This is a genomic window from Achromobacter xylosoxidans A8 (assembly GCF_000165835.1).
In the GTDB taxonomy this organism is placed as follows: domain Bacteria; phylum Pseudomonadota; class Gammaproteobacteria; order Burkholderiales; family Burkholderiaceae_B; genus Achromobacter; species Achromobacter xylosoxidans_B.
Window position 1 is genome coordinate 24,901 of record NC_014641.1, and the last position, 19,610, is coordinate 44,510.

23 protein-coding genes and 2 pseudogenes are annotated in these 19,610 nt (G+C 54.3%); 4 read left to right on the forward strand and 21 right to left on the reverse strand.

Translation table 11 applies throughout. From position 1 onward, the window contains the following. The first annotated feature begins 21 nt into the window (after positions 1 to 21). The gene (locus AXYL_RS32480) at positions 22 to 906 is read left to right on the forward strand and encodes a LysR substrate-binding domain-containing protein (protein WP_011255153.1); all 885 of its coding nucleotides are present in this window, start codon (positions 22 to 24) and stop codon (positions 904 to 906) included. Between the two features lie 201 nt (positions 907 to 1,107). Here the strand turns inward: AXYL_RS32480 and AXYL_RS35490 are convergent, their stop codons facing one another. From AXYL_RS35490 to AXYL_RS32530, 16 genes and pseudogenes are all read right to left on the reverse strand, one after another. Next, a complete protein-coding gene (locus tag AXYL_RS35490; RefSeq protein ID WP_375538800.1) occupies positions 1,108 to 1,338 on the reverse strand; it encodes a helix-turn-helix domain-containing protein in 231 nt (76 codons plus the stop codon). After that, the gene (locus AXYL_RS34570; protein ID WP_013397086.1) at positions 1,335 to 2,045 is read right to left on the reverse strand and encodes a fumarylacetoacetate hydrolase family protein; all 711 of its coding nucleotides are present in this window, start codon (positions 2,043 to 2,045) and stop codon (positions 1,335 to 1,337) included. Before AXYL_RS34570 ends, AXYL_RS35490 begins: the two co-directional genes overlap by 4 nt. A gap of 12 nt (positions 2,046 to 2,057) precedes the next feature. Further along, complete coding sequence (locus AXYL_RS32485; RefSeq protein ID WP_011255155.1) at positions 2,058 to 2,438, reverse strand: YciI family protein; 381 nt, start codon at positions 2,436 to 2,438, stop codon at positions 2,058 to 2,060. 1 nt (position 2,439) lies between these two features. Next, positions 2,440 to 3,369, reverse strand: coding sequence for a VOC family protein (locus AXYL_RS34575; RefSeq protein ID WP_011255156.1), 930 nt, complete (start codon positions 3,367 to 3,369; stop codon positions 2,440 to 2,442). 12 nt (positions 3,370 to 3,381) lie between these two features. Next, positions 3,382 to 3,696 (reverse strand): NIPSNAP family protein, encoded by a 315-nt coding sequence (locus AXYL_RS34580; protein WP_011489363.1) that lies wholly within the window; start codon positions 3,694 to 3,696, stop codon positions 3,382 to 3,384. Between the two features lie 14 nt (positions 3,697 to 3,710). Continuing rightward, the gene (locus tag AXYL_RS32490; protein WP_011489362.1) at positions 3,711 to 4,613 is read right to left on the reverse strand and encodes an NAD(P)-dependent oxidoreductase; all 903 of its coding nucleotides are present in this window, start codon (positions 4,611 to 4,613) and stop codon (positions 3,711 to 3,713) included. Between the two features lie 236 nt (positions 4,614 to 4,849). Next, positions 4,850 to 5,842 carry an ABC transporter substrate-binding protein gene (locus AXYL_RS32495; protein WP_011489361.1) on the reverse strand — a complete coding sequence of 331 codons (993 nt, stop codon included), beginning with the start codon at positions 5,840 to 5,842 and terminating at the stop codon, positions 4,850 to 4,852. Positions 5,843 to 6,154: 312 nt separating this feature from the next. Next, positions 6,155 to 7,063 carry a LysR family transcriptional regulator gene (locus AXYL_RS34585; RefSeq protein ID WP_011255160.1) on the reverse strand — a complete coding sequence of 303 codons (909 nt, stop codon included), beginning with the start codon at positions 7,061 to 7,063 and terminating at the stop codon, positions 6,155 to 6,157. Positions 7,064 to 7,101: 38 nt separating this feature from the next. Next, positions 7,102 to 7,587 (reverse strand): annotated as a pseudogene (locus AXYL_RS32500) (ABC transporter ATP-binding protein); the annotation flags it as partial. Between the two features lie 156 nt (positions 7,588 to 7,743). Next, on the reverse strand, positions 7,744 to 8,712 hold the full coding sequence (locus AXYL_RS32505; RefSeq protein ID WP_011255161.1) for an IS5 family transposase: 969 nt from the start codon (positions 8,710 to 8,712) through the stop codon (positions 7,744 to 7,746). 62 nt (positions 8,713 to 8,774) lie between these two features. After that, positions 8,775 to 9,023 (reverse strand): ATP-binding cassette domain-containing protein, encoded by a 249-nt coding sequence (locus tag AXYL_RS34590; protein WP_080551153.1) that lies wholly within the window; start codon positions 9,021 to 9,023, stop codon positions 8,775 to 8,777. A gap of 8 nt (positions 9,024 to 9,031) precedes the next feature. After that, on the reverse strand, positions 9,032 to 9,787 hold the full coding sequence (locus tag AXYL_RS32510) for an ABC transporter ATP-binding protein (RefSeq protein ID WP_013397088.1): 756 nt from the start codon (positions 9,785 to 9,787) through the stop codon (positions 9,032 to 9,034). Beyond that, positions 9,784 to 10,782, reverse strand: a complete 999-nt coding sequence (locus tag AXYL_RS32515; RefSeq protein ID WP_011255164.1) for a branched-chain amino acid ABC transporter permease — start codon at positions 10,780 to 10,782, stop codon at positions 9,784 to 9,786. Before AXYL_RS32515 ends, AXYL_RS32510 begins: the two co-directional genes overlap by 4 nt. A gap of 2 nt (positions 10,783 to 10,784) precedes the next feature. After that, a complete protein-coding gene (locus AXYL_RS32520; protein ID WP_013397089.1) occupies positions 10,785 to 11,699 on the reverse strand; it encodes a branched-chain amino acid ABC transporter permease in 915 nt (304 codons plus the stop codon). Positions 11,700 to 11,758: 59 nt separating this feature from the next. After that, positions 11,759 to 12,073: a non-heme iron oxygenase ferredoxin subunit gene (locus AXYL_RS32525; protein WP_011255166.1), complete on the reverse strand. Its 315-nt coding sequence runs from the start codon at positions 12,071 to 12,073 to the stop codon at positions 11,759 to 11,761. Between the two features lie 7 nt (positions 12,074 to 12,080). After that, positions 12,081 to 12,374, reverse strand: a pseudogene (locus AXYL_RS32530) (salicylate hydroxylase); the annotation flags it as partial. A 63-nt stretch (positions 12,375 to 12,437) separates the two neighbouring features. Between AXYL_RS32530 and AXYL_RS32535 the strand changes: the two are divergent. Beyond that, entirely contained in the window at positions 12,438 to 13,406 is a 969-nt protein-coding gene (locus tag AXYL_RS32535) for an IS5 family transposase (protein ID WP_011255161.1), read from the forward strand. 131 nt (positions 13,407 to 13,537) lie between these two features. Here AXYL_RS32535 and AXYL_RS32540 read toward each other — a convergent pair whose 3' ends face one another. The 3 genes from AXYL_RS32540 to AXYL_RS32550 are packed head-to-tail and all read right to left on the reverse strand — an operon-like array spanning position 13,538 to position 16,035. Beyond that, positions 13,538 to 13,756, reverse strand: a complete 219-nt coding sequence (locus AXYL_RS32540) for a nuclear transport factor 2 family protein (RefSeq protein ID WP_011255167.1) — start codon at positions 13,754 to 13,756, stop codon at positions 13,538 to 13,540. A gap of 2 nt (positions 13,757 to 13,758) precedes the next feature. Continuing rightward, a complete protein-coding gene (locus AXYL_RS32545) occupies positions 13,759 to 15,021 on the reverse strand; it encodes a Rieske 2Fe-2S domain-containing protein (protein WP_013397091.1) in 1,263 nt (420 codons plus the stop codon). 27 nt (positions 15,022 to 15,048) lie between these two features. After that, positions 15,049 to 16,035 carry a 2Fe-2S iron-sulfur cluster-binding protein gene (locus AXYL_RS32550; protein ID WP_013397092.1) on the reverse strand — a complete coding sequence of 329 codons (987 nt, stop codon included), beginning with the start codon at positions 16,033 to 16,035 and terminating at the stop codon, positions 15,049 to 15,051. A 107-nt stretch (positions 16,036 to 16,142) separates the two neighbouring features. On the opposite strand from AXYL_RS32550, the gene AXYL_RS32555 reads away from it, so the two are divergent. Beyond that, positions 16,143 to 17,075 carry a LysR family transcriptional regulator gene (locus AXYL_RS32555; RefSeq protein ID WP_013397093.1) on the forward strand — a complete coding sequence of 311 codons (933 nt, stop codon included), beginning with the start codon at positions 16,143 to 16,145 and terminating at the stop codon, positions 17,073 to 17,075. 58 nt (positions 17,076 to 17,133) lie between these two features. Here AXYL_RS32555 and AXYL_RS32560 read toward each other — a convergent pair whose 3' ends face one another. Next, on the reverse strand, positions 17,134 to 18,309 hold the full coding sequence (locus AXYL_RS32560) for an ABC transporter substrate-binding protein (RefSeq protein ID WP_013397094.1): 1,176 nt from the start codon (positions 18,307 to 18,309) through the stop codon (positions 17,134 to 17,136). Between the two features lie 116 nt (positions 18,310 to 18,425). Next, positions 18,426 to 18,743, reverse strand: a complete 318-nt coding sequence (locus AXYL_RS32565) for a helix-turn-helix domain-containing protein (RefSeq protein ID WP_013397095.1) — start codon at positions 18,741 to 18,743, stop codon at positions 18,426 to 18,428. 319 nt (positions 18,744 to 19,062) lie between these two features. On the opposite strand from AXYL_RS32565, the gene AXYL_RS32570 reads away from it, so the two are divergent. Next, positions 19,063 to 19,593 (forward strand): aromatic-ring-hydroxylating dioxygenase subunit beta, encoded by a 531-nt coding sequence (locus tag AXYL_RS32570; protein ID WP_011255173.1) that lies wholly within the window; start codon positions 19,063 to 19,065, stop codon positions 19,591 to 19,593. Positions 19,594 to 19,610 lie beyond the last annotated feature (17 nt).

The following is a 19,610-nucleotide window of genomic DNA, read 5'->3' on the forward strand; positions in this document are numbered from 1 at the left end:
CACCAACTCGGAAAGCGCGCCATGGAATTCCGGCAGCTCAAGTATTTCATCGCCGTCGCGGAAGCAGGGAACATGGCTGCAGCAGCCAAGCGCCTGCACGTCTCACAGCCCCCCATCACGCGGCAGATGCAAGCCCTGGAAGCGGACTTGGGCGTCGTGCTTCTGGAGCGAAGCCACCGCGGGATCGAACTCACCGCCGCAGGTCACGCTTTCCTGGAGGATGCGCGCCGCATCCTGGAGTTGGCAGGCCGTTCGGGTGATCGCTCCCGCGCCGCCGCGCGGGGCGACGTGGGCGAGTTGAGCGTGGCGTATTTCGGAACGCCCATCTACCGCAGCCTGCCCCTTTTGCTGCGCGCTTTCCTTACGTCCACGCCTACGGCGACGGTATCCCTCACGCACATGACCAAGGACGAGCAGGTGGAGGGCCTGCTCGCGGGGACCATCCACGTGGGCTTCAGCCGCTTCTTTCCCCGGCATCCCGGGATCGAGATCGTCAACATCGCGCAAGAGGATCTCTACCTCGCGGTGCACCGCTCCCAGTCGGGGAAGTTCGGCAAGACCTGCAAGCTCGCGGACCTGCGCGCGGTGGAACTCACACTGTTTCCGCGCGGCGGCCGGCCGAGCTTCGCCGATGAGGTGATCGGCCTGTTCAAGCACGCGGGTATCGAGCCCCGCATCGCCCGAGTCGTGGAGGACGCCACGGCCGCGCTCGCCCTGACCATGGCCGGTGCGGCGTCGAGCATCGTCCCTGCGTCTGTCGCAGCGATCCGTTGGCCGGATATCGCGTTCGCGCGGATCGTCGGGACACGGGTCAAGGTGCCCATCAGCTGCATCTTCCGCAAGGAGAAACAGCCGCCCATCCTGGCAAGGTTCGTGGAACACGTGCGGCGATCCGCGAAGGACTGAGGCAAATGGTTATTCGCTCAACCACGTTTGAGTTCGCAAGGTCCGATCGTCACGCTGGACAGGGATCGCGTTGCGGTCGCAAGCTACGAGTTCGTAGCCCAGCCTTCATCGCCCAGCCCGCCGTCACAGATGCAAAAGAGTCAGAAAGGTTGCAGTTCTGATGGCAAGCATTCGTAGCTACCGTCAAGCAAGCTTATCGGATCACTTGAGGTGGGCTCGATTGACTCGCTCGATGGTCTGCGAGGGTAGTTCCCCAAACTCGAGTCGGTACTCTTGAGAGAAACGCCCCAGGTGATGCAGTGCGCATTCTCCAGCCACCTCCGTGACGGAAGCGCGAGCTTGCGTCGATTCGAGCATCTTTCTAGCCTGCGTCAATCGGTGGAGGCGCAGGTACGCCATAGGACTCGTATTTCGAAATCGCCTGAAATTTATATCAAGTCCTCAGGCGAGGTAACGAATTCAGCTGGAGTAAGGTATGGCCCCAGAGGGCAAGCGCCGCGAAAACACTTATGGCCAATCCAATCAAAACGAAAAGGGGAGCTAACATCTACCCCTTCACGCTTTAGATTGTCCCGAGCAGACAGATCATTGGCACATGTGTATCCGGCGACGTAACTCAGCGCCTCAGACACTGAGACGCGGGACGCCCGACGACCAATTACCACGGCCAACTCGGCCTCCCAATCCAACATTTTGGAATGGGCAGGAAACTCAACCCCTTCTTGATGCGCCGACAACACAGATTGGCCTGATTTAATAAAATGCCAAGGAGGAACCCCCTCTTTTTTAGGGTCAAGAACAAGCGTCATACCCATAGCCTGGGCCATTGCCTCGACATGGTCGCGATAATTTGCGCCAGCGGCATAAATAACACCACAACGAGTCAAAGGTGCCGAAAACCGCACTGCGCCATCCAAAACATGATCGGAAAACATATCTGCATCACAGGCGATTGCCTCGGCTAATGCACTCAGGCGCTCATGGGCCGAGCCCCAGTCTAACAATAAGTCGTCTACCATCGACCAACTTACATTGCCATGCAAAACCAGCCCTTGAAGGTCGTAATGCGTATCGAGAACCCTGATTCCTGGGCGCAACAAGCCCCCGGGTCCACAGTAAGTGAACACCTGATATTTCATTTGAGTACCGCCTTATCGTAGGATGTGTGCTTGGTCAGAGAAGCGCATGGTCACGGTCATCCCGCCCTCCATTAGTAGCCACTTCTTGATCTCGGGTATGTAAACCCCATTTTTAATGAAAGGGTCCTCGGACAAAATTTGATGAGCAGCCTCCAGGGTCGAGGCCCTGATAATTGACATCCCTCCCGCAGCCCCCGGCACACCGGCCTGCTCGGAAACAAAAGGCCCTGACGCGAATAGCTCTCCGCGTTTCTCAGCGCTAATTGCCCACTGCAGATGAGCCTCTAGAAGCCCTTGAAATTTTGACAAATCGGCCGGAGTACGAATAACCACATAAAACGACTTATTCAGCATCTGGGCCAACAGTCTTTGAGCGCCCTCGGAGACTTCCATATCAATCAGGCTCCTCGAAGTTAAGTACGAAATCATCAGGCGGGGGCATAGCAGCCCATACCGCAGTGATTTCCTCAGGTCCCACGTTCAAAGGAACCCAACCGCTGTCATCTTCGGGAATCACGTCAATATCCCAAAAGTACTCAACCAAACTTCCCCAAGGATCTCGAATGTAATGGAAGTAGTTCGACCCACCTATGTGACGCCCAAGGCCAAAACCGTCTTTGTATCCAGCGCGTAACAACGTCTGCGCGCCTATTTCTATCTGATCAAGATCCGAGACTTCGAAACTCATATGATGCAAGCCGGTATGCGAGCTTTTTGCGAATGCAATCATGTGATGATCTCCGCCAGCCGCCCCGCGCAAAAACGCCAAAATGTCGAACGCCCGATCAGACACCTTCATTCCCAATAGCTGGGTGTAGAAGTCAACTGACCTGTCAACGTCGGGACTGAACTTAATTAGATGGCCTAACCGTAAAGGCACTGCCTTTTTACTTCGGGTAGAGACGTCGCAAGCACGCTCACCAATGCGACGATAGCGCCCATGCGCATTAATTTCAGGGGGCAGCGGACTAACGCAAGGTGCCGGCTCGGCAACCCGAACATTAAGCCAGTCCCCGTGCGGGTCTTGAAACCAAACTCCGTCTAATCCAACATCAAACGGTGGGTTACTACTTAACGCGACTCCTGCCGCATTAAGGCGAGACATTAATGTCGCCATACCTGGACCGTTCGTGCCCAAAGAAACATAGGCCAACCTTTTTTTAGCGCCTTGAATTAATCGAATTTGGTCTTGGTCTCGCCCTGGGCAACGAAACACCAAATCGTTACCCACCGCCCGCGCTTCCAAGCCAAACAATTCATAGAACGCCCTCCCAACCTCTAAGTCGGGGACGAGAATACCAACATGCAAAAGTGAACGAATCATAAAAGACTACCTTTAGCTGACGGGTGAAAATGGTGCGGGAGTTAATAGCTCTGTCGATTGGCGCTCTATCATTGAGCCCGCTCTGCCGACAAAACTCTTCCATTGCGGATTGCCAGAAAGTATCGCCTTACGACGCGTACGATCCTCAAACGAATCAAAACCCCACAACTGAATCACACGGTTCAAATCGCCGGTCTCGGAAAAGTAATAACCCAACAGCCTTCCAAGCGCCCCTGCCTGGATAGCAAGGCCCTCTGCTTCATATAAACTCAGAAATGTCGAAACTGACCCTGGCTTCAACCAATATGTACGTTGTTCAACAAGCATGAATCCCTCCGTTCCTAAATTTTGTCGCCTTGAGACTCGGCCTCGAGCAACTTAATTACTGCAGCGATATCCTCGTTTTGTAAACCTTGTTCAATAGCACGCCTGAAATACGGAACCGCAGCAGCATATAAAGGCGCAGAACAACCCAGCTCTGACACGAGCTCTTGCCCAAGATCGAGATATTTTTCAAGGGTGATAAACGAACCTGGGGCCGGCTCGAACTTGCGGCTAGCCATAATTGGCGCACGCACGCTCATCATTGCGGATGCACCTGCCCCTACCGACAAAACCCGCGCCAGCAGGTCTGGCGAAAACCCTGCGCGAGTACCTAAGTTCATTGCCTCGGCCGCAGCCAACGTATTCACAGTAACTAAATAATTCGCAATCAACTTCATAGAGACCGCGGTTCCGAAGGCGCCCAAAAAGAAACGGTTATCAGTGATGGCTTGCAGCAAGGGCTCACACTTTTCATAAACCGAATCGGTACCGCCGACATAAAAGCACGCTTTGCGTGCTAAAACCAACGATGGTGAACCGCTCAGCTCCGCCTCAAGAATATTAGCCCCCGTTGCTTGAATTTTTTCAGCCTGCATCAATTTGAAGCTCTTACGATAGGTTCCAACTTCCACTACCGTTTTCCCATCTTTCAAAAGGGGCAAAATGCCGCCGACGCCCTCTAGGACAGCATTTGAAGCGGACTCATTCGGAAGACACAGAAAAATGAAGTCTGCCTGCTGTACCACCAGAGACGGGGTGTCGACCAGCTCGCCGCCGGCATCCACAAAAGCCTGCGCTTCGTTGCGATTTCTCCTATACCCAACGACTCGATAGCCCATATCGAGTAAATTGCTTGCAATTGCTGAGCCCAATTGTCCGATGCCAATGATGCCCACTACCCCGGATATTTCTTGTGCCATGTCTCCGACCTACTTTAATAGTCTTATTTTTTCATTTTATGCAGTCTTAACGCATCAAGCCATACGCAGACGTTGATTGTTAAGTATTAACAGGATTTATGCTTTAGAGTAACAAGAGGGCGTCAAATGCTTATAAGTTCGACAATGACCCAGCGTTAATCGCCGATACGCTGGGCCATCTCAATAAAGATACGTAACAATAGGTAGCTTAAATAATGCGAACCTGCAAAATCTAGCTACTGAGTCGCCAATTGATAAAAACGATTGTCGTAGTACTTGCTGGGATCAGTTAGCGTCTTTTGAGGTCGGCCCCACTTGCTACGTAAACTCAATACCTGAGCAACGCCGTCCATCTCAATCTGAGCCTTGCGCTGCATACCTGTCTCAGGGTCCAGCAATATCCGATAGGCGGTTTCAGCCGACTGCTTGTCAGCGTTACGCATGTTGGACTGATAAATCGTGATTGCCTCTTCTTTGTTGGCAGGGTCGTATAGCCACTCTACGCCATTTATATAAGCTCGAATGTAACCCACCAATTTCTCGCGATTATCCTCAGCCCAACTTAACCGAGTACCCGCAACTAAGCCTTGATAACTTCCAAGAGCTTGAGAGGCTGTCGCCAAAACGTTATAGCCATTAGCAAGTGGCTGGACCTCAAAAGGGGATATCAGCATAGTGCCCGCATGCTTCTTATCCATTAAGTCTTTGAAACGCTGCATTACACCGCCAGCTCTCTCCACTTGAAAATCGGGCTCTCTCAGCCCTGCCCGATCCAGCAGCTCAAAGAGTACAAGCGCATACCCTGTATTGCGAGCGTCAACGGATAACGTTCTCCCCTTCAAGTCTGAGACTGTTTTGACCTCAGGCACCGTAACAAGCTTAAGAAAACCGCGGTCAGCACCCATGACGGCCACAAGATCTGTCCCTACTTTGTCGACTTCACCTTGCCCCTCTCGATAAGCTATCAAGTTATCGATGGCAGTCATGGCGATATCATATTTCCCGTCAATTAAGTTACTGAGCTGGTACGAGGAACTGGGCGTTGGCGTAACGTTGACTGAAACGCCTTGCTGTTGGAAGTATCCCTTGTTTTGAGCCACCCAGATGGGCCAATTGAAGCCTCCGGGAAAGACAATAACCTCGAGTGCTTTTTCTGCTGAGGCAACCCCGCAAGAGAGCACTCCCCCGCTTAAAATAAGACCTGCCAACATCCGAGCGAAGCTGCGCATTTGTTGTCTCCTTAATTTGCGTTTTGATCTAAGTCATGCGATTTTGACTAATCGCGCAAATAGTATGACCAGCCGCAGAGTACGAACAAAGACGCCTAAGCTAATAGTTTCTTATAAAGGCGATTTATACGTTACCAGAATGAAATTCTATGTCCGCACAGAGGTAAGAGCGAATCACAAGGTGCGATTTCCCCTATTTTTAGGTCCGCAAACATTCAATATCCGCGTAAGCACACTGTTATGACCCAAGTTCCCACATTCGAAGCCAACGAAAAATACGGCGTCTCGAACAACTAACAGCTTTTATGTAGACTAGCCGTCCACAACAAGGCTAGCGCCATAAGTACTCGCTATTAATTCCCTCAGCCACTGATTAGCAGGGTCTCGATGGAAACGATCATGCCAATAAAGCGCGATTTCGAATGGCGGCAACGATAGCGGGACTGGCTTGATGACCAAATCGTAATGATTTGATAATGTCTCCGCCAGTACCGCAGGCGCGCACCATACCAGGTCGGACGAAACTATAAAGTGCGGCGCAGACAAATACTGGGGCAATCGAAGCTTAATGTTATTGCGGGCCCCGGCCTCAACCAACGCACGCTCAATCACCAAATGCCCACTGCCAGAGTATTCAACCAATAAATGGTTTTGAGCACGAAACAAGTCGTAGGTTAACTCTTCGTTTGCTAAAGGATGGCAGGCACTCATCACGCAAACGTAGTGTTGCTCAAAAAGCACCCGACGATGAATAGCGGTTTCCAGCGAAGGCAAAAACCCGAGCGCCAAATCTATGCGACCACTAGCAAGGCCAGTGACGGTTTCATCTATCGGTAAAAACGTTGTCCTTAGTCGAACACCTGGCGCAAGGAGAGCGATTTTCTGCAGAATTCTCGGAAAGTAGACTACTTCGCCAATATCACGCGTTCTAATTGTGAACTGCCGACGAGCAGTCTCTGGACAAAAGGGCACATGCGCATTAGCAGTGGTACGTATCATTGCAAGCGCTGTCAATAATGGCTGAGCTGCGTTTACCGCATAAGGCGTAGGCTCCATGCGTCGCCCTACCTGTGTAAACAACTTATCCCCATGCTCATTACGCAATCGCTTCAATGCACTGCTAACTGCCGCTTGAGTCAAGCCCAGGCTTTCGGCGGCAAGAGTAACCGAGCGATCCCTCCACATCGCCTCAAAGACGTATAGTAAGTTCAAGTCTTTCATCACACGCTGTACCCTTTTAGCTCAACAACTTACATCACTCAAACTCCCAAGTACTGGCTGACTACCTTCGGATCATTTCTTAAATCGCCTGAAGTGCCCGACCACACAACTTGCCCCTTTTCAAGCACATAATGGCGATCAGCAAACCCAAGCAATGCCCCGACGTTCTTGTCGACCACAATTTGCGACATGCCCTCGGCCTTAAGGGCCGTTAATGCGGCCCAGATTTCAGCGCGAATCAGGGGCGCCAGGCCCTCGGTGGCTTCGTCAAGCACCAGCAAACGCGGGTTTGTCATCAGCGCACGACCAATGGCCAGCATTTGCTGCTCGCCACCCGATAACTGACCACCGAAGTTCGTGCGCCGCTCTTTCAGACGGGGAAAGAACTGATAAACGCGATCAAGCGTCCAGGGCGCGACCCCTTGCCCACCGCTAACCGGCGGACGTGCGGTGGCGACAAGGTTTTCCTCGACCGTTAAATTGGGGAACACCTGACGACCTTCAGGGACAAGCCCCAACCCTAGGGAAGGTCTGAACAAGGCGTTTTGAGAATTTGCATTTTCAGTCCAACCGCCCCAATTTTCATAATGCAGAAAAGTTGCTCAAAAATAGGCCGGAATCGGAGCAATTTCCGCCCTGACAGGCCCGTTTTTGGCGCTCTGCTCCCATTTCGGGCGCACCTATCCTGCCGTGGCCATCAAATGATGGCGCACCTTCCACAGGTTGGCCAACGTAAACAGCATCTTCAACTGCGCCGTGTTCTTGGCCAGGCCCCGGTAGCGCACCTTGGTGAAGCCAAACTGGCATTTGATCACCCTGAACGGATGTTCCACGCGAGAGCGCAGGCTCGCCTTGGCACGTTCATAAGATTCCAGCATCCGGCCCATATTGCCCTTGCCCAATGCCCGACGCTTGCCAGGGCGCATGGCAATGTGCCACCGTACCTTCAAGCCTTGATTTTCCTCGCGCTTCTCGACGCCCTGGTAGCCCGCATCGCCCAGCACCAGTTCCTCCTCACCATGCAGCAGCGCATGCGCCTGGGTGACATCGCTGATGTTGGCCGCTGTGCCGATCACGGTATGCACCAGCCCCGTCATGTCCACGCCGATATGCGCCTTCATGCCAAAGTGCCACTGATTGCCCTTCTTGGCCTGGTGCATCTCGGGGTCGCGGGTACCCGTGGCATTCTTGGTGGAACTGGGCGCTTCGATGATCGTGGCATCCACGATCGTGCCCTTGCGCACCGTGATGCCCTGGTCGGCCAACAGCAGATTGACCGCCTCCAGCGCATCGGCCGCGATGTCGTGCTTCTCCAGCAGGTGGCGGAAGTTCAAGATCGTCGTCTCGTCAGGAATACTGCCACGGCTCAGCGAGAGCTTGGCAAAGTGGCGTATCGAGGTACTGTCATACAGCGCCTCTTCCATGGCCGGGTCCGACAGATTGAACCACTGCTGCATGAAGTGGATGCGCAGCATCACTTCCAACGGATAGGGCCTGCGGCCATTGCCCGGCTTCGGGTAGTGCGGTTCGACCAGATCGGCGAAAACCTTCCAGGGAACGGCCCGTTCCATCTGGGCGAGAAACTTCTCGCGGCGGGTGACCTTGCGCTTGCCGGCAAACTCGGCGTCGGAGAATCCCAACTGGCTCATCGGGGGCTTCCTGATTGGGGTTCGTTCAACAACCTACATTCTGACAGGTCCAGAGGACTTGTTCAGAGGTTCCCTAGACGGGCAATGCTGTATGACGGCAGTGCGTGGGTTGCTTGCCCGACAAACTGTATTTGCCCTTTACTAACAGGCAATAGCCCAAAAATACACTTGATGGCCGTAGAGCGGCCCATGCCATTTCGCCCCAACAGCGTGACAACCTCGCCCTGGCGCACTTCAAAAGACACCCCGAATAGCGCTTGGGCACGGCCATAAGCGGCGTGGATGTCGTTAACTTGCAGTAATGCAGACATATTTTCTCCTAGCCGATGTGCTCGTCGCCCAAATAGACCGTTTTGACTTCCGGATTGTTACGAATCTCGTCGGGCGTGCCGGTGCACAGCACCTTGCCATACACTAACACCGTAATCCGATCTGCCAAGGCAAAGACGGCTTCCATGTCATGCTCGATTAGCAAAATGGAATGCGAGCCCTTCAGTGACTTAAGTAACTCAATAACACTTGTCGACTCTTGCGGGCTCATACCGGCCATCGGCTCGTCAAGCAGCAACACCCGCGGCTTAGCCGCCAAAGCCATGGCTAGCTCCAATTGACGACGTTCGCCATAAGCCAGCTCGGCTGCCAATACATCGGTCCGATGCGACAGCCGGGTGATCTCGAGCGCATGACGGGCAGCTTTGACGAGATCTGCCCGGCCCAACATAGGACGCCAAAAGTAGTACGCGTGGGACTTAGCGCCCATGGCAGCGAGCACCGTGTTCTCGAGCACTGTGAACTCTTCGAAAATGGAGGTGATCTGATACGAACGCAACACCCCTCGGCGAGCCCGATCGTAAATAGGTAATGCAGTGATTTTCTGACCCGCATACACAACATCGCCCGCATCCGACCAAAGTTCTCCGGACAGCTGGTTGATTAGTGTTGTTTTGCCTGCGCCGTTCGGGCCAATAATGGCGTGCAGCTCGCCTTCACGGACATCGATGGACACCGAGTCGGTGACCAAAAGCCCACCATAACGCTTAATAAGCGCCTGCGTTTGCAATGCCGGCTTGCTCATACCCGCTCTCCTTCAGGCTGCGGACCACGCTTGCCCTGGTTGCCGATACGCAGCGCCATGGCGTCGAGAAAACCGACGATACCGGCCTTACCCACCAGGCCAATCACAACAATGGCCAGACCAAACACGGCCAACCAATGCGTTGTAAACATTTTCAGCACTTCTTCGAGACCCAAGAACGCAAGTGCCCCTAACAACGGGCCAAATACGGTACCAATGCCGCCCAGTACCAGCATAACCACCAGATCGCCTGAAATAATCCAGGATAAGGTGGTGGGTGACGCGAAGGCATTGAGATTGGCCAGCAAGAACCCCGCCACCGAGCACAGCATTGCCGACAGCACGTAAGACACCAACAAATATTGCTGCGCCTGGAAACCGATAGCGTTAACACGACGGATGTTTTGGCGTGCGCCACGCAAGACCATGCCAAAAGGCGAGACACGCAGCTTTGCCGTCCACCAGGTTGACAGCACCAGCAGCACAAACGCCACACCGTAAACGGTATAGACACCGCCAAAATCGAGCCCAAGCATTTTGCTGGTATTGGCAATGCTTGTGCCGTCGTCGCCCCCGTACTGCTTAAGACTGACAAACAGGAAGTACCCCATCTGAGCAAACGCCAGCGTGATCATGATGAACCCGATGCCTGTAGTGCGCAGACTGATCGCGCCGGTGATGTAACCCAACAGACCGCTGACCAGAAGGCAAATGAACAGATGCACCCAGCCACTGTCAATGCCGTAGAACGACGGTATGGCGACGCTGTATGCACCGATACCCATAAACAACGCGTGACCAAGGCTGACCAACCCGCCAAACCCTAAGGCGATGTTTAGCGCAACCACTGCGATAGCGTAAATAAGCACACGCGCATAGAACGCGACGTAAAAAGTGCTGTCGGTGAAATAACCCCAAAAAGGCACCAGCGCCAACAAAAGAATAATTGCGACGGGAACCAGCGTACTTAACTTGAATGGTGTTGTTTGCGTCATCGTTATCTCCGGGCGCCGAACAGTCCTTGTGGGCGAAGCGCAAGCACAACCGCCATCAGGACATAAATAAGCATTGAGGCGATTGCGGGCCCTGCAGCATTGGCAATGTCTCGCGCCATGAATTCGCGCAAAATCATGGGTAAGAATGCACGGCCGAGCGTGTCGACAACACCGACGATTAATGCGGCGTAAAAAGCACCGCTAACCGAACCAATACCCCCAATAACGATGACGACAAGCGTCGTGATAAGTACCGGATCGCCCATGCCGGACTGAATCGACAGGATTGGACTGGCCATTACGCCAGCCAGCCCCGCCAATGCCGCCCCCAAACCAAACAACAAGGCGTTCAGAAACTTAATGTTGACGCCAAGAGCGCCAACCATTTTGGGGTTAACAGAACCGGCTCGTATCAGCATACCCAGACGAGTTTTGTTAATAACCGCGTGAGCGCCTACCGCCACCAAAAGCCCAACCACGATAATGGCAAAGCGATAAGCGGGGTAATTTATGCCGAAAATACTGACCGTACTATCGAGCCACGCAGGGACAGGCAAGAAATACGGTTGTGTGCCCCAGAGAATTTGCACCATCTCGTTGAAGAAGAGCACCATGCCGAAAGTCACCAGCACATGGTCGAGGTGGTCTCGCGAGTAAAGCCTTGATACAGCCAGGCGCTCAAGAATAACGCCTACGGCAATGCTGCCGAAAATGGCCGCAAAAAAAGCCAGCGTCAGGGAGTCGGTATTTTTGAATGTGAGTGCCGCAAAGTAGGCGCCCAGCATATAGAGCGACCCGTGAGCAAGGTTCACGAAGCTCATGATGCCGAACACCAGCGTCAGCCCGGCGGCCAGCAAAAACAGCAGGACGCCGTATTGCAGCCCATTCAACAGCTGGGAAAATACCAGTGTTGTCATATGTCTCCTCCTGGTCGGTCATGATTTTTTATGGTGACCGCCATGTCGTTTCTGTTTATTTAGTCGGCAAGCTCAACCCACACACGGCCGTTTTCGATTTTGACCGGATATGAACGGATATCTTCGGTAAGAGGCTCGCACATGGCTTTACCGTTACGCACATCGAAACGCCCCTGATGCAAAGGGCATTCGATTTCGAAGTCTTCCAGAAAGCCATCGCACAAGCGCGCATGGCCATGACTACAGATATTGTCAGTCGCGTAGACAGCCCCCTCGACACCATAAATGGCGATTTCACGGCCGCCGGCATCGACACCGACCACATCATCTTCCGGGACGGCATCCGCCGCCAGCACATCAATCCATTGCGTCATAAGAACCTCAAATGGGGTAGATAATTGAGTTGGGGATCATTTCGGAGTCGTAGATACAAGCGCGCGACTTGAACTTTAGCCCCTTGTCTGTGACAACGATACGATCCAGGTAACGGCCCACGTTAAACACTGTGGACTCGCCATCGAGCTTGGTACGGAACACCGCGTAGTTGGCCTCGGATTCGATCACGCCGTTTTCGAAGCTGAGAATGCGGGGCGCGCCCACAACGTGGCGCTGGTAGTACGGGTCGTGAAACAAGGTTTCGACAATGCCATAAGCACGGTCTTTAAGGAACCTCTGAACAAGTCCTCTGGACCTGTCAGAATGTAGGTTGTTGAACGAACCCCAATCAGGAAGCCCCCGATGAGCCAGTTGGGATTCTCCGACGCCGAGTTTGCCGGCAAGCGCAAGGTCACCCGCCGCGAGAAGTTTCTCGCCCAGATGGAACGGGCCGTTCCCTGGAAGGTTTTCGCCGATCTGGTCGAACCGCACTACCCGAAGCCGGGCAATGGCCGCAGGCCCTATCCGTTGGAAGTGATGCTGCGCATCCACTTCATGCAGCAGTGGTTCAATCTGTCGGACCCGGCCATGGAAGAGGCGCTGTATGACAGTACCTCGATACGCCACTTTGCCAAGCTCTCGCTGAGCCGTGGCAGTATTCCTGACGAGACGACGATCTTGAACTTCCGCCACCTGCTGGAGAAGCACGACATCGCGGCCGATGCGCTGGAGGCGGTCAATCTGCTGTTGGCCGACCAGGGCATCACGGTGCGCAAGGGCACGATCGTGGATGCCACGATCATCGAAGCGCCCAGTTCCACCAAGAATGCCACGGGTACCCGCGACCCCGAGATGCACCAGGCCAAGAAGGGCAATCAGTGGCACTTTGGCATGAAGGCGCATATCGGCGTGGACATGACGGGGCTGGTGCATACCGTGATCGGCACAGCGGCCAACATCAGCGATGTCACCCAGGCGCATGCGCTGCTGCATGGTGAGGAGGAACTGGTGCTGGGCGATGCGGGCTACCAGGGCGTCGAGAAGCGCGAGGAAAATCAAGGCTTGAAGGTACGGTGGCACATTGCCATGCGCCCTGGCAAGCGTCGGGCATTGGGCAAGGGCAATATGGGCCGGATGCTGGAATCTTATGAACGTGCCAAGGCGAGCCTGCGCTCTCGCGTGGAACATCCGTTCAGGGTGATCAAATGCCAGTTTGGCTTCACCAAGGTGCGCTACCGGGGCCTGGCCAAGAACACGGCGCAGTTGAAGATGCTGTTTACGTTGGCCAACCTGTGGAAGGTGCGCCATCATTTGATGGCCACGGCAGGATAGGTGCGCCCGAAATGGGAGCAGAGCGCCAAAAACGGGCCTGTCAGGGCGGAAATTGCTCCGATTCCGGCCTATTTTTGAGCAACTTTTCTGCATTATGAAAATTGGGGCGGTTGGACTGAAAATGCAAATTCTCAAAACGCCTTGTTCAGACCTTCCTTAAGCATATTTTTACTGATGAACCACATCGTGGCCAACGGGTAGCCACGCTCGTGGTTTTCGCGCGGCTGCACTTTATATTCACAATCTTCCTCAAAGAACTCAGCCCACTCGTCCCACTTCTCGGCATCGATCACCGAGGCGTAATCCGCGTACAACTTGTTCAGGTCCATATAGGTTTGAACGTCAATCATGCTCAAATCTCCATCTGTTTGCGCCAGTACTCGTACATGCCGCGAATCAAAGTTTCGGTCACCATGTGCTCGGTGTTTTCAACGTCGTAGCCGCCCAACTCAGCCACCGCGCGGTGGTAGGGCTTTTGCTCGAAGCCCATTTGCGAGAACTCAATAACCTCGCCATCGTCGGCAGATACAAAGCCCGCGGGGCCGAACAGGTTGGCCTGCACCAGCCGGCGCTGCGTCATTTCGGGCGTATCGTCTTCAAAACCAAAGTGCGTCCAGACAAAATCAAACGAACCTTCGTCGTTAGGTTGAATATGACGCGTTGAAACGCTATTGACCTGCTGCTGGAAGATCACGCTGGGGAAAATCGTCATCATGACGGCAGTAGGCTCGCCCCACCAGTCTTCGTGCACGATGTCGAGCAAACGTTTGTCTTGCACCTGCATGCTTTCTTTAAACGAAGTAACACCTTGCGTGACCTCGTTTTTTGCACCGGCATTGCCACGTGTAGAAATCATGGCAGCGTGACGGTGACGGTCATCCATGCGCAACGCCGACTTATTGTCGGCACGCCACAAGCCGTATGTGACGAACCAGGTATGCAACAACCCGGGGTGATAAGGATCTTTGATGTTCTCTTGCATCAGCTTCCAGTTACCCGGAATACGCTGGCGGTTGTAGCCCAGAATATGCAGCTTGCGGCCATTGAACAGACGGTCGAAATATTTCAGGATTTCTGGGCCCAGATAGTCCTCGAAGGACTCGACGTCGTGATCAAACGAAGCAAATACCACACCGCCGCGGGTGGCTACCTTCAGCTTGTTCAAATTATGGTCTTTGGTCTTGAAGTCTTTTGGCATACCGCCCTGAACTTGACCATCTTTTTTTACGCCACGCAAAAAAGGTACGCCCTGCAGGTCGCCTTTAAGGCTGTAGTTCCATTGGTGATAGGGGCAAACCAGTTCTTTGGCATTGCCGTTACGCTTGCGACAAAACTGCATACCTCGGTGCGCACAGACGTTTTCAATCACGTTGATGCCACCTTCGGCGTCACGCGTCATGATGACGGAACGTTCACCGATAAGGGTACGCTTGAAATCGCCCGGGTTGGGGACTTCGGCCTCGAGGCCCACGTAGCACCAGTGATTGTTGTAGAACAAACGCTCGAGCTCTTGTTTGTAGATGTCTTTGTCGGTGTAGGCCCAAAACGGGATACGGCTACTGCCTTCACCTTCCCACTTGGGGTCACGAGGAAACACCTCTGGAATAGTACTCATCATCCTCTCCTTGCTAATCGGCGCCGGTTAACTGGCGCTGGCGTAAAACGCGTCGGCATACACATGCTCGGGGGCTACCCCTTTTCGCGTCACCAATAATGTTGCGGCATCCACCATGGGTGGCGAACCGCATAAATAAACCCGGAACCCCTCCAGTGACGGCCAATCCGCTTCGACTGCGTCTGTCACCAACCCAGTCCGTTGACCGTCTGCTGCAGCCCCCACGGCGACCACCACGCTGACTTTTAAATTGGCATACCGTGCCTGCAACTGGGCCAACACATCGGTGCAATAAACGTCAGTTTGCGAGCGAACCCCGAAATAGACATGGATGGGGTTGGTCATACCGCTCTCGAGGGCGCCACGCACGATGGACAACACAGGCGCCAAACCCGTACCGCCCGCAATACACAACATAGGCCCCTCGTGCTTGCGGCGCAAATAGGCGGTGCCCAATGGCCCTGTGACGCGGACGGCGTCGCCTATTTTCAAGGTTTGATCTACATAGCCGCTCACCCGCCCATCGGGCACAACGCGGACGTGGAACTCGAGGTGATCATCGGTATGCAGACCAGCCATCGAATAAGGGCGGATATGGTCTGGCGTAAATTGGAGTGAGACGTACTGGCCGGGCGAATACGCCAACGGCTTGGCAGGTTTAAGTACGACGCGCCGGATGTCGTGGGTGGCCTTTTCGATGGCAACGACTGTTGCCTTGATGATGCGGGCCGGATGGTTGACCACCTCATCGGGCTCGGGGATTTCGATGGTGCAAGACTCAGTAATTGCACTCATGCAGGCCAGGACATAGTCATCGGCATGCGGATTGGTTAGCGTTGCCTCGCGGCCGGACTCGAGCACCTGACCCTTAAGCACTTTACAACGGCATGTGCCACAACGACCCGCCATACAACTGTATGAAATGGGAACCTCGGCGGCGCGCAGGGCTTCCAGAAGGTTAGCCCCTGAATCGACCGATAACGTCTGCCCCAAAGGCTGGATATGTAACTCCATGATTCGTCTGATAGTTCTTATAGGTTTATACAGGGGGTCGAGTATATAGAACGAGGCTTAATTAACCTATAGAATGTGATGAATAAAGGCTATAAGCGATGTGAATAATGGACTTGAAAGACATAGATCTAAACCTGTTGGTCGTTTTTAACTACCTGCTGACCGAAGGCAGCGTATCGGCCGCCGCCGGGAAGATGGGCCTTAGCCAACCCGCCGTCAGCAACGCGCTTCGACGCCTTCGCAGCCTGACTGGTGACGAACTGTTCATACGAACCTCGAAGGGCATGGAGCCCACCCCCTATGCCGCACAGTTGGCTGAGCCCATTACTTATGCGCTTAGCACGTTGCACGACACCCTGAACCAACGCGCCTCGTTTGACCCGCTGGCCAGCCGTCGAAAGTTTGTCATTGCCATGACCGACCTGGGCGAGATTACGCTGTTGCCGCGCTTGATGGATTTGCTAAGCCACGCAGCGCCGGGCGTTACGATCAGCACAGTACGCAATACCCATGACAGCCTGAGCACCGAAATGGAAGCCGGACATGTCGACCTGGCTATTGGGCTGTTGCCGCAGCTAAAAACCGGCTTTTTCCAGCAACGTCTGTTCATGCAACGCTACGTATGCCTGATGCGGTCTGAGCACCCTTACGCAGGCACGGCAATAAGCAGCAAACAATATTTCGACAGTGAGCATGTGCAAGTGGTTTCGGCCGGCACCGGTCACGCCAAGCTGGATGAGATCATTGATAGCTCGGAGCGCAAACGTACTGTCAAACTGCTTGTGCCGCACTTTGTCGCCGTGGGGCATATCCTCAGCAACACCGACCTTATCGCCACCGTACCCGAGCTTTACGCCCTGCACTACGCCAAACCCTTCAATCTGACCTACGTCGACCACCCCATCCCCTTGCCCAGAATCGGTATCAACCTGTTCTGGCATGCCAAGTTCCATAAAGAGCCAGGCAATCAGTGGATGCGCAAAATTATCTTCAACCTGTTCTCGGAAGCCGTTCAAGGCGCCCCCGAGAATGCGGTCTGAAACCCAAAACAGAAGAAGGGCACTACCTGCGGCAATGCCCCCCCTTTCCAACCAAGACTTACTTCAGCGGGCACTGCGTGTGATAGGCATCTTGATACGATTTGAACGGCGTGCCAACGGTCTTGAGCGTCAAGCGACCCTTATCGTCTTTCACAACTTCCATGACGTGCATCCCCTGCTTCGGGAAGTTGTTGTTGCTAAAGCTGAAATCGCCCCGAACCGAGTCGAAGTCTGCTTCTTTAAGTGCTGCCATGAAAGCAGGCTTATCGGCTACGTTGCCTTTAACCTTGGCAATGGCGGAATCGAGCAACAATGCAGCGTCGTAACTTTGCGCGGCGTAATTTGACGGAATACGACCGTACTTCGCCTCGAAGGCCTGAACAAACTGACGACTTTGGGCATTATCGAAATCAGGCGCCCAAAAGCCGCCGCTTACAATACCCAGTGCCGTATCGCCGATCGCGGGCAGTGACAATGCATCTACTACGAAGGTTGTCAGCAAAGGATATTGATTCATTAACCCGGCTTGCGCATATTGCTTGGCAAACGCCACCCCGAGACCACCCGGAAAAAATGCGAAGACGGCGTCGGGCTTTGCAGCAACAACCTGGGACAACTCGGCCGAGAAGTCCATTTGAGTCAAAGAGGTATACAGCTCCTCGGCAAGTGGTTCTTTGTAGTAGCGCTTGAAGCCCGAGACAATATCTTTGCCCGCCTGATAATTTGGCGCCAACACAACGACGTTCTTGTAGCCTTTATCGGTCGCGTATTGACCCACCGCTTCAGCGGCTTGGTCGCCCTGCCACGACGTGATGAACTGATAGGGTGAACACTGCGCACCGGCAATTTGCGACGGGCCTGCGTTCGAGCCGATCAAAAAGACTTCGTTCTCTGTAATGTACTGATGAATGGACATCATGATGTTTGAGAACGATACCCCGGTGATGATGGGCACTTTTTCGCGCTCTACCAAACTGCGCGCCACCTGTTTGGCGACATCAGGCTTCATCTGACTATCTTCCCGGACTAGGGTAACGGGCACGCCGCCCAGCTTCCCGCCCTTCTGATCCAACAGCAAGTTAAAGCCGTCAAGCTGATCTTGACCAACACCTGCTATCGGCCCAGAGAGCTCCCCAATGAAGCCAATTTTTATCGGTTCTTGAGCAACAGCAACACCACCCAGCGCCAACGATAATGCCGACGCGAACAGCACCTGCTTGAATACATTTTTCATGCTTGTCTCCTCGATGGAATAGTTTTTGTCTTACTTTGAGCCTCAGACGTTTGCGGTCTACCCTGAACTGGCCGTCGCTTCGGCTTTCCGTTGCGTCGCCCGCTCGGCTTCGTCTTTCAACATCTTCTGTATTGCCCCGTCTTTGATGCCTCTGCGACCGGGTTGAGCCGATTCAAGGCCGCCACACCCAGCTGCAAGGTCAACTCCCCCAGATCGTAGCGCCCGCTCGCCGCGTCACGCTCGATCAGGCCCGCACGCACGAGGCTCGCGAGGTAACGATGCGTTCGGCTGGTGGACATGTCCACCTCGTCCGCGAGCTCCTTGACGCTCATGGGCGCTTCCGCCCGCAAATAGGCTCGCAGCACGCGAGCCCCGATTTCCACCGACTGCACACCCTGCGACTGGCGCGCATTATCTTCGCTTGTCTTCGACACCCGTCTTCCTCGTTTTAGCTCTCTTCATTCCCGGACGCTGCCGGCCCGGAGTCTAGCAAACCCCCCGGTAGCGCCCTCGCAAACACGGCCACGCAAATAAATCGACAAATATTCGCTCTATCGACATTGCGCCCGTGGAGATGGTGGACTATGCTTGACATGTCCATTATGCATGATGCATGATGCATTTACTATTTTAGCAAAGCCCGCAACAAACAGGGCACGCTCTCGAGCCGCGCGCCAGCAGGTCAGTACAACCGCGAGACGTTCCGGGCCGCTGCCTGGCGCGGCCGGCGAGGGTCAAGAGGAGGGAGAGTTGATGAACACCGATAGTCCGCTGAAGGCGATACAGCCACCGGCCGACGAGCAGGCATGGGCGGTCAGGGCGAGGCGTCAGTTCGAGGCGGAACAGTTGCTGTACGCCTACGTCGAATACATCGACGATGATCGCCTTGAAGAGTTGCCAGAGCTGTTCACCGAAGACGGCAGCTACCAGATCATCTCCAGGGAGAACGTCGAGCGCGGCTTGCCGGCCCCTACCATGGGTTGCAGCAACCGCAACATGCTCATCGACCGCATCGTCTCCTTGCGGCACGCCAACATCTACTCCCAACACGCCTACCGACACGTGCTCAGCAATGTGCGCGTGAAAGCCATGGAGGGCGACGAGGCGCTGGTGCAGAGCAATTACGTCGTCATGGCGACCCGCGGCGACGGCATCGCCCGGGTGTACAGCACCGGCAAGTACGTCGATCGCCTGGTGTTCGAGGAGGATGGTCCGAAGTTCAAACAAAAACGCGTGATCTTCGACACGCAATTAATCGACACGCTCCTCGTGCGCCCGCTCTGAGCGGGTTGCGGACAAGC

Bases quoted from the DNA above. Each gene is read 5' to 3' on its own strand.
- AXYL_RS32480 (WP_011255153.1), top strand. From the start codon at position 22: ATGGAATTCCGGCAGCTCAAGTATTTCATCGCCGTCGCGGAAGCAGGG.
- AXYL_RS34570 (WP_013397086.1), bottom strand. From the start codon at position 2,045: ATGAAATATCAGGTGTTCACTTACTGTGGACCCGGGGGCTTGTTGCGC.
- AXYL_RS32485 (WP_011255155.1), bottom strand. From the start codon at position 2,438: ATGGAAGTCTCCGAGGGCGCTCAAAGACTGTTGGCCCAGATGCTGAAT.
- AXYL_RS34575 (WP_011255156.1), bottom strand. From the start codon at position 3,369: ATGATTCGTTCACTTTTGCATGTTGGTATTCTCGTCCCCGACTTAGAG.
- AXYL_RS34580 (WP_011489363.1), bottom strand. From the start codon at position 3,696: ATGCTTGTTGAACAACGTACATATTGGTTGAAGCCAGGGTCAGTTTCG.
- AXYL_RS32490 (WP_011489362.1), bottom strand. From the start codon at position 4,613: ATGGCACAAGAAATATCCGGGGTAGTGGGCATCATTGGCATCGGACAA.
- AXYL_RS32495 (WP_011489361.1), bottom strand. From the start codon at position 5,842: ATGCGCAGCTTCGCTCGGATGTTGGCAGGTCTTATTTTAAGCGGGGGA.
- AXYL_RS34585 (WP_011255160.1), bottom strand. From the start codon at position 7,063: ATGAAAGACTTGAACTTACTATACGTCTTTGAGGCGATGTGGAGGGAT.
- AXYL_RS32505 (WP_011255161.1), bottom strand. From the start codon at position 8,712: ATGAGCCAGTTGGGATTCTCCGACGCCGAGTTTGCCGGCAAGCGCAAG.
- AXYL_RS34590 (WP_080551153.1), bottom strand. From the start codon at position 9,023: ATGTCTGCATTACTGCAAGTTAACGACATCCACGCCGCTTATGGCCGT.
- AXYL_RS32510 (WP_013397088.1), bottom strand. From the start codon at position 9,787: ATGAGCAAGCCGGCATTGCAAACGCAGGCGCTTATTAAGCGTTATGGT.
- AXYL_RS32515 (WP_011255164.1), bottom strand. From the start codon at position 10,782: ATGACGCAAACAACACCATTCAAGTTAAGTACGCTGGTTCCCGTCGCA.
- AXYL_RS32520 (WP_013397089.1), bottom strand. From the start codon at position 11,699: ATGACAACACTGGTATTTTCCCAGCTGTTGAATGGGCTGCAATACGGC.
- AXYL_RS32525 (WP_011255166.1), bottom strand. From the start codon at position 12,073: ATGACGCAATGGATTGATGTGCTGGCGGCGGATGCCGTCCCGGAAGAT.
- AXYL_RS32535 (WP_011255161.1), top strand. From the start codon at position 12,438: ATGAGCCAGTTGGGATTCTCCGACGCCGAGTTTGCCGGCAAGCGCAAG.
- AXYL_RS32540 (WP_011255167.1), bottom strand. From the start codon at position 13,756: ATGATTGACGTTCAAACCTATATGGACCTGAACAAGTTGTACGCGGAT.
- AXYL_RS32545 (WP_013397091.1), bottom strand. From the start codon at position 15,021: ATGAGTACTATTCCAGAGGTGTTTCCTCGTGACCCCAAGTGGGAAGGT.
- AXYL_RS32550 (WP_013397092.1), bottom strand. From the start codon at position 16,035: ATGGAGTTACATATCCAGCCTTTGGGGCAGACGTTATCGGTCGATTCA.
- AXYL_RS32555 (WP_013397093.1), top strand. From the start codon at position 16,143: ATGGACTTGAAAGACATAGATCTAAACCTGTTGGTCGTTTTTAACTAC.
- AXYL_RS32560 (WP_013397094.1), bottom strand. From the start codon at position 18,309: ATGAAAAATGTATTCAAGCAGGTGCTGTTCGCGTCGGCATTATCGTTG.
- AXYL_RS32570 (WP_011255173.1), top strand. From the start codon at position 19,063: ATGAACACCGATAGTCCGCTGAAGGCGATACAGCCACCGGCCGACGAG.